Annotated in this window: 7 protein-coding genes; 2 read left to right on the top strand and 5 right to left on the bottom strand. The window is 64.6% G+C overall.

Annotation, left to right across the window (positions count from 1 at the left end):
* Window positions 1-114: 114 nt before the first annotated feature.
* Both P5705_RS25630 and cbpA read right to left on the bottom strand, forming a co-directional pair.
* The gene (locus P5705_RS25630; RefSeq protein ID WP_277463662.1) at window positions 115-420 is read right to left on the bottom strand and encodes a chaperone modulator CbpM; all 306 of its coding nucleotides are present in this window, start codon (window positions 418-420) and stop codon (window positions 115-117) included.
* A gap of 2 nt (window positions 421-422) precedes the next feature.
* The gene (gene cbpA, locus P5705_RS25635) at window positions 423-1385 is read right to left on the bottom strand and encodes a curved DNA-binding protein (protein WP_277463663.1); all 963 of its coding nucleotides are present in this window, start codon (window positions 1383-1385) and stop codon (window positions 423-425) included.
* Between the two features lie 163 nt (window positions 1386-1548).
* On the opposite strand from cbpA, the gene P5705_RS25640 reads away from it, so the two are divergent.
* Window positions 1549-2820, top strand: coding sequence for an Hsp70 family protein (locus P5705_RS25640; RefSeq protein WP_277463664.1), 1272 nt, complete (start codon window positions 1549-1551; stop codon window positions 2818-2820).
* Between the two features lie 134 nt (window positions 2821-2954).
* Here the strand turns inward: P5705_RS25640 and P5705_RS25645 are convergent, their stop codons facing one another.
* The 3 genes from P5705_RS25645 to P5705_RS25655 form a co-directional block, all read right to left on the bottom strand.
* Window positions 2955-3962 (bottom strand): AI-2E family transporter, encoded by a 1008-nt coding sequence (locus tag P5705_RS25645; protein WP_011535910.1) that lies wholly within the window; start codon window positions 3960-3962, stop codon window positions 2955-2957.
* A gap of 70 nt (window positions 3963-4032) precedes the next feature.
* Entirely contained in the window at window positions 4033-4317 is a 285-nt protein-coding gene (locus tag P5705_RS25650; protein WP_277463665.1) for a PsiF family protein, read from the bottom strand.
* Between the two features lie 63 nt (window positions 4318-4380).
* The gene (locus P5705_RS25655; RefSeq protein WP_277463666.1) at window positions 4381-5169 is read right to left on the bottom strand and encodes an AraC family transcriptional regulator; all 789 of its coding nucleotides are present in this window, start codon (window positions 5167-5169) and stop codon (window positions 4381-4383) included.
* A gap of 204 nt (window positions 5170-5373) precedes the next feature.
* Here P5705_RS25655 and P5705_RS25660 point away from each other — a divergent pair, with 204 nt between their 5' ends.
* On the top strand, window positions 5374-6246 hold the full coding sequence (locus P5705_RS25660; protein WP_277463667.1) for a DMT family transporter: 873 nt from the start codon (window positions 5374-5376) through the stop codon (window positions 6244-6246).
* Window positions 6247-6354 lie beyond the last annotated feature (108 nt).

Below are 6354 nucleotides of genomic sequence, written 5' to 3' on the forward strand. Positions count from 1 at the left end.
ATGCGCCCCCTGTAGGAGCGGCTTTAGCCGCGATCACCCGCGAAGCGGGTGCCAGACACCGCGATGCCTGTATCGCGGCTAAAGCCGCTCCTACAAAAGGCCCCGGCCCCCGGCTCACATCTGGGTAAACCTGCCTAACCGCTGCTTCAGCATGCTGTTCTCGCTGCGCAATTGCTGCACCTCCTCCAGCAGTTCCAACGCCAGCGCCACCCCCTCCCACTCCAGCTCCAGTTGATCATGCAGCTTCACCGCGCGCTTCAAGGTCACCGGCGCGCGGTCGTCAAACACCCATTCCTCCGGCGTTCGCCCCGACGGTTCGACAATGCCGTGCTCGACGATCTCGATCACGTAATCGGCCGTGACATCGGCCTCCTGACACAGGGTACGCATGTCCAGTTGAACGATCAGGGTGCTGCTCATGATCACTTACTCCATTGAGTCCTCGGATTGAACGCGGCTTTCTCGGAGAGCTGGGTCCACAGTTCGCGCGCGGCGGCGTCGGACTGGGCGGGCATGACCACCTTGAGCTGGGCATACAGGTCGCCGCGCTCGCCCTGCTTGTTCGACAGGCCCATGCCCTTGACCCGCAGGCGCTGGCCGCTCTGGCTGTCGGGGCGGATGGTCAGGTTGATCTTGCCGGTCAGGGTCGGCACGGCCACCTTGGCGCCGAGCGCCGCTTCCCACGGTGCCAGGGGCACGGTGATGATCAGGTCATGGCCTTCGACATCGAACAGTGGGTGCGGTGCCATGCGGATGGTCAGGAACAGGTCGCCGTTGGCGCCACCGCCCACGCCGGGCGCGCCCTGGCCTTTGAGGCGGATACGCTCGCCGTCGGTCACCCCGGCGGGGATCTTCACGTTCAGCGTTTTCGTGGTGAACCCGGTGCGCTGCCCGGCGGCATTGGTCTGCGGCACCTGGAAGCTGATCTGCTTGGATTCCTTGTTCAGGGTTTCTTCGAGGAAGACCGCCAGTTCCAGTTCCACGTCCTGCCCTCGCCTGCCGGCACTGCGTTGCTGCCGGCCACCGCCACCGAAGGGGTTGCCGCCCCGGGCACCGAAGATCGAGCTGAAGAAATCGGAAAAATCGCCGCCCTCGAAGCCACCGCCGCCGCCATTGCCGCCACGGGACTGCCAGCCAGGCGGTGCCTGGAACGGCCGGCCGTGCTGGCCGCCGTACTTGCGGATCTCGTCGTACTCGGCGCGCTTGTCCTTGTCGCCAAGCACTTCGTAGGCCTCGTTGGCCTCCTTGAATTTGTCCTCGGCGTCACGCTCCTTGCTGACGTCGGGGTGATACTTGCGCGCGAGCTTGCGGTACGCGGCCTTGATCGCCTTCTCGTCCGCGCTCGCCTCGACGCCGAGTATCTTGTAATAGTCTTTGAAGTCCATCTATGGATCACCAGTGTGAATGTACGTATTGCCAATGAAGATTGGGGTCAAGCATAGCCTTTCAAGGTTCACCCGGGGTTGCGCTATCGCAGACGGCCGGTCTTGATTTAGCCGCAGACTGGCATAAACTGCGCGGCCGTTTTGCCTCCGGAAGCTCTCCCCCATGTCTGACGTATCCCCGGCCCGCGCCCTCGGCATCGACTTCGGCACCTCCAACTCCACGGTCGGCTGGCACCGCCCGGGCGTCGAATCGCTGATCGCCCTGGAAGACGGCAAGATCACCCTGCCGTCGGTGGTCTTCTTCAACATCGAGGAGCGTCGCCCGGTGTACGGCCGCCTGGCCCTGCACGAGTACCTGGAGGGCTACGAAGGCCGCCTGATGCGCTCGCTCAAGAGCCTGCTGGGCTCCAAGCTGATCAAGCACGACACCAGCGTGCTGGGCAGCGCCCTGCCGTTCAAGGACCTGCTGGGCATGTTCATCGGCGAGCTGAAAAAGCGTGCCGAAGCCGATGCCGGCCGTGAATTCGACCAGGTGGTACTGGGCCGCCCGGTGTTCTTCGTCGACGAAGACCCGGCCGCCGACCAGGAGGCCGAGGATACCCTGGCCGATGTGGCGCGCAAGATCGGCTTCAAGGACGTGTCGTTCCAGTACGAGCCGATCGCTGCGGCATTCGACTACGAGTCGGGCATCAGCCGTGAAGAGCTGGTACTGATTGTCGATATCGGCGGTGGTACCTCGGACTTTACCCTGATCCGCCTGTCGCCCGATCGCCACCTGGTGGCCGAGCGCCAGAGCGACATCCTTGCCACCGGCGGCGTGCACATCGGTGGTACCGACTTCGACAAGCAACTGAGCCTGCAGGGCGTGATGCCGCTGTTCGGCTACGGCAGCCGGATGAAAAGCGGCGCGCTGATGCCCACCAGCTACCACCTCAACCTGGCCACCTGGCACACCATCAACGCCCTGTACGCGCAGAAATCGCAGCTGGCCCTGGGCAGCATGCGCTACGACATCGAAGACACGCTGGGTATCGATCGCCTGTTCAACCTGATCGAGCAGCGCGCCGGGCACTGGCTGGCGATGGAAGTGGAAGCCAGCAAGATCGAGCTGACCGAGCGCGACAGCCGCCGCATCGACTTTGGCCGGATCGAGCCGGAGCTGTCAGCCGAACTGACCCGTGCACTGTTCGAAGACGCCATCGGCGGGCTGCTGGAACGGGTGCGCGGCAGCGTGACCGAGCTGCTGGCCAAGGCGGGCGTGAGCGAGGGGCAGGTGGACACGGTGTTCTTCACTGGCGGCTCCAGCGGGATTCCGGCGCTGCGCAACAGCGTGGCGGCGATGCTGCCCAATGCGCGGCATGTGGAAGGCAACATCTTCGGCAGCATCGGCAGCGGCCTGGCGATCGAGGCGCGCAAGCGTTACGGCGCCGCCTGAAGCCCTCGTCCTGTAGGAGCCAGCCTTGCTGGCGAAGCAAACACCACGGTGCCTGGCACCGGCTATGCCGGTGTTCGCCGGCAAAGCCGGCTCCTACACATATCCCGTAGGAGCCGGCTTGCCGGCGAACAGGATCAAACCAACTCCGCCCGCTTCAACTCACTCTTCAGGTACGCATAATAGATTGGCCCCGCCACCACCCCCGGCAAGCCGAACGCCGCCTCGAACACCAGCATCGCCAGCAACAGCTCCCAGGCCTTGGCACTGATCTGTCCCCCCACGATCCGCGCGTTGAGGAAGTACTCGACCTTGTGGATCACGATCAGGTACCCCAGCGCCGCCGCCGCCACCCAGATCGACAGCGACATGCCGACGATGGTGATCAGGGTGTTGGACATCAGGTTGCCGATCACCGGCAGCAGCCCGAGCAGGAAGGTCAGCACGATCAGCGTCTTGGTCAGCGGCAGGTGCACGCCGAACAGCGGCAGCACCACCGCCAGGAAGATGCCGGTGAACACGGTGTTGAGCAGCGAGATCTTGATCTGCGCGAAGACGATGTTGCGAAACGCCTGCACCAGCAGGCTCAGGCGCTCGAACAGCGCCGCCGCCAGGGGCTTGCGCCGGGAGATGTCGGGGATGCGCTGCAGGGCGACGATGGCCCCGAGGATCATGCCGATCAGCAGCGTCACGAACATGTGCGCCATGCCCTTGCCCACCAGTTGCAGGTCGCTCAGGTGGCTCTTGATCCAGTCGCCGATGGCCACCTTGAACTCGGCGGCGCTGGCCGGCAGGTAGGCTTCGATGAACGGCGGCAGCTGGCCACGGGCGCGTTCGACCAGGGCCATGAACTTGTCCAGCGAGGCACCGGGGTTCTCGGCCTCGTGCAACAGGAAGCTGAAGGCGCCGGCAATCAGCAACGTGAGGGTGCTCACCACCAGGGTGCCAAGCAGCGCCACCGCCAGCCAGCGGGCGCGCTGCCCGGCGATCAGCGGTTGCAGCCGCGGCGTGAGCATGTTGACCAGCTCGAACACCAGCAGGCCGGCCAGCAGGCTCGGCAACAACTTCAGGGGCAGCGCCAGCAACAGGCCGGCCATGACGATGACCCAGCTGGCGAGGGTGATCTGACGGGGGGTGAAGGTCATACAGCCTCGGCGGCAGACAGCGGAAGGACCCGCAGTCTGCCAGCCTTCAAGGCAGAGGCATAGGCGCAGGTCATTTCTTCTTCAGGCAGTCGCTCATGAAGGTCTTGCGCTCGTCGCCCTTCAGCGCCTTGGTGGTGGCGTCGGCGTTGCAGGTCTTCATCTTCTCCTGCTGGGTCTGCGGCACATCCTTCTTCAGGCAGGTGCTCATGAACGCCTTGCGTTCATCGCCCTTGAGCGCCTTGGTGGTGGCGTCGGCGTTGCAGGTCTTCATCTTTTCCTGTTGCGCGGTGGCGGCGAATCCTTGCCCGGCGATCAACATGCCCAACACCAGCAGGGGTACGTGCAGCAGCTTCATGGAGTGGTCTCCTTGCCTGCGCGCCCGATGCGCGCTCGTCGAGCAGAGTGTAGACAAGTTTTCTTACATCTCCGAGCGGGCACGGCGCCGGTACTGCTCCGGCGTGCAGTTGGCCTGGCGCTGGAACATGGCGATAAAGGCCGAGGCGCTGCTGTAGCCGAGGTCGAAGGCGATGGCCTGGATCGACAGCCCGGCTTCCAGCGCCTCGATGGCGCGCAGGAAGCGCAGGCGCAGGCGCCACTCGCCGAAACTGATCCCCAGTTCGTGCAGGAAGTGCCGGGCCAGGGTGCGCTCGCTGACATGCACCTGGGCCGCCCAGTCGGCCAGCGGGCGGTTGTCCCCCGGTTCTGCGTGCAACGCTTCGAGCACCTGGCGCAGGCCTTCGCTACGGGCAAACGGCAGGTAGCAGGTCTGGGTCGGGGCCAGGTGCAACTGGTCGATCAGCACTTGTACAAGGCGCTGGTCGCGTGCGTCTTGGGCCACATGAAGATCGCGGCGGGCAAAGTCGCCGAGGATCGCCTTGAGAATGTCGCTGATCACCAGGCTGCAGGGCTGCGCCGGCAGTTCGGCGCACAAGCTGCGCTCCAGGTAGACCGAACGGTAGATGATTGCCTGGGGGTTGTAGCAACCGTGCTCGGTACCGGGCGGCACCCAGACGGCATAGTGCGGTGGCGAGATGAAGCGCTGGCCTTCGACGTCCAGGTGCATCAGGCCATGGGAGGCGTAGTTGAGCTGGCCCCAGGGGTGGCGGTGCGGCGGGCTGTGGGTATCGGCGCCGAACTCGTCGTAGCGGAAGTAGACTGGTGCGGGGAGCTGGTCGAACTGGGGGATGTCGAGGTATTTGCGGGCCATGCTGTCTGCTTCGCGGGGCTAGTTGTCTGGATGGGAGTATAGGGTTTCATACAGACAAACGATAATACCGGGCCATCAGGGGCCGCTGGGCGGCCCTTCGCGGGTAAACCCGCTCCTACAGGATTTACACCGTCTCTGTAGGAGCGGGTTTACCCGCGAAGGGCTGCGTAGCAGCCCCACTCTGTCACTGTGAGTACCCGTTGCATGAACTACCTCTTCCCCCTCATCGCCATCCTCATCTGGGCCGGCAATACCGTGGTCACCAAGATGTCCGCCGGGGCCATCTTCCCCGCCGAGATCGGCTTCTACCGCTGGCTGCTGGCCGGCCTGCTGTTCACCCCCTTCCTGCTGCCCCAGGTCTGGCGCAACCGTGCGGCGATCCGCCCGCACCTGGGCAAGATCTTCGTGCTGGGCGTGCTGGGCATGGCCATCTACCAGAGCCTGGCGTACTTCGCCGCCGCCATCACCAGTGCCACCAACATGGGCATCATCCTCTCGCTGATGCCGCTGATGTCGCTGGCCCTTTCAATCGCCTGGCTCGGCCAGCGCCTGAGCTACGGCGCGCTGCTGGGCGCGGTGGTGTCGTTCTTCGGCGTGCTGGAGGTGGTCTCGGCCGGGCAACCCGGCGTGCTGTTGCACCAAGGGCTGAACAGTGGCGACCTGATGATGCTGGTGGCGACGTTCGCCTACGCGCTGTACAGCTTCCTGCTGAAGAAATGGCAGCTGCGCCTGCCGCCGCTGCAGTTGCTGTACCTGCAGGTGCTGGTAGCGATCCTGGTGCTGCTGCCGCTGTTCCTGCTATCACCCAAGACGGGCCTGAACGGCCACAACCTGGGCCTGGTGCTGTATGCCGGCCTGCTGGCCTCGATGGTCGCGCCGCGGGTGTGGATGCAAGCGGTGCACCGCCTCGGGCCGAGCCGCACCACGCTGTTCTTCAACCTGCTGCCGGTGGTCACGGCGGTGATCGCGGCGATGGTGCTGGATGAGCAGTTGGCCAGTTATCACCTGGTCGGCGGCTTGCTGACGTTGGTCGGTGTGCTGCTGGCCGAGCGTTGGACCACGCCGATACGGCGTTGACCGATGGGAGCGCTACGCGCTCCTTTCGCGGCACAAGGCCGCTCCTACAGGAGGATTGCGATCGTCTGTAGGAGCAACTGTCTTGCTCAATTTCTAGAATCTAGCGTG

Source organism: Pseudomonas entomophila (assembly GCF_029478665.1).
Classification (GTDB): Bacteria; Pseudomonadota; Gammaproteobacteria; order Pseudomonadales; family Pseudomonadaceae; genus Aquipseudomonas; species Aquipseudomonas entomophila_F.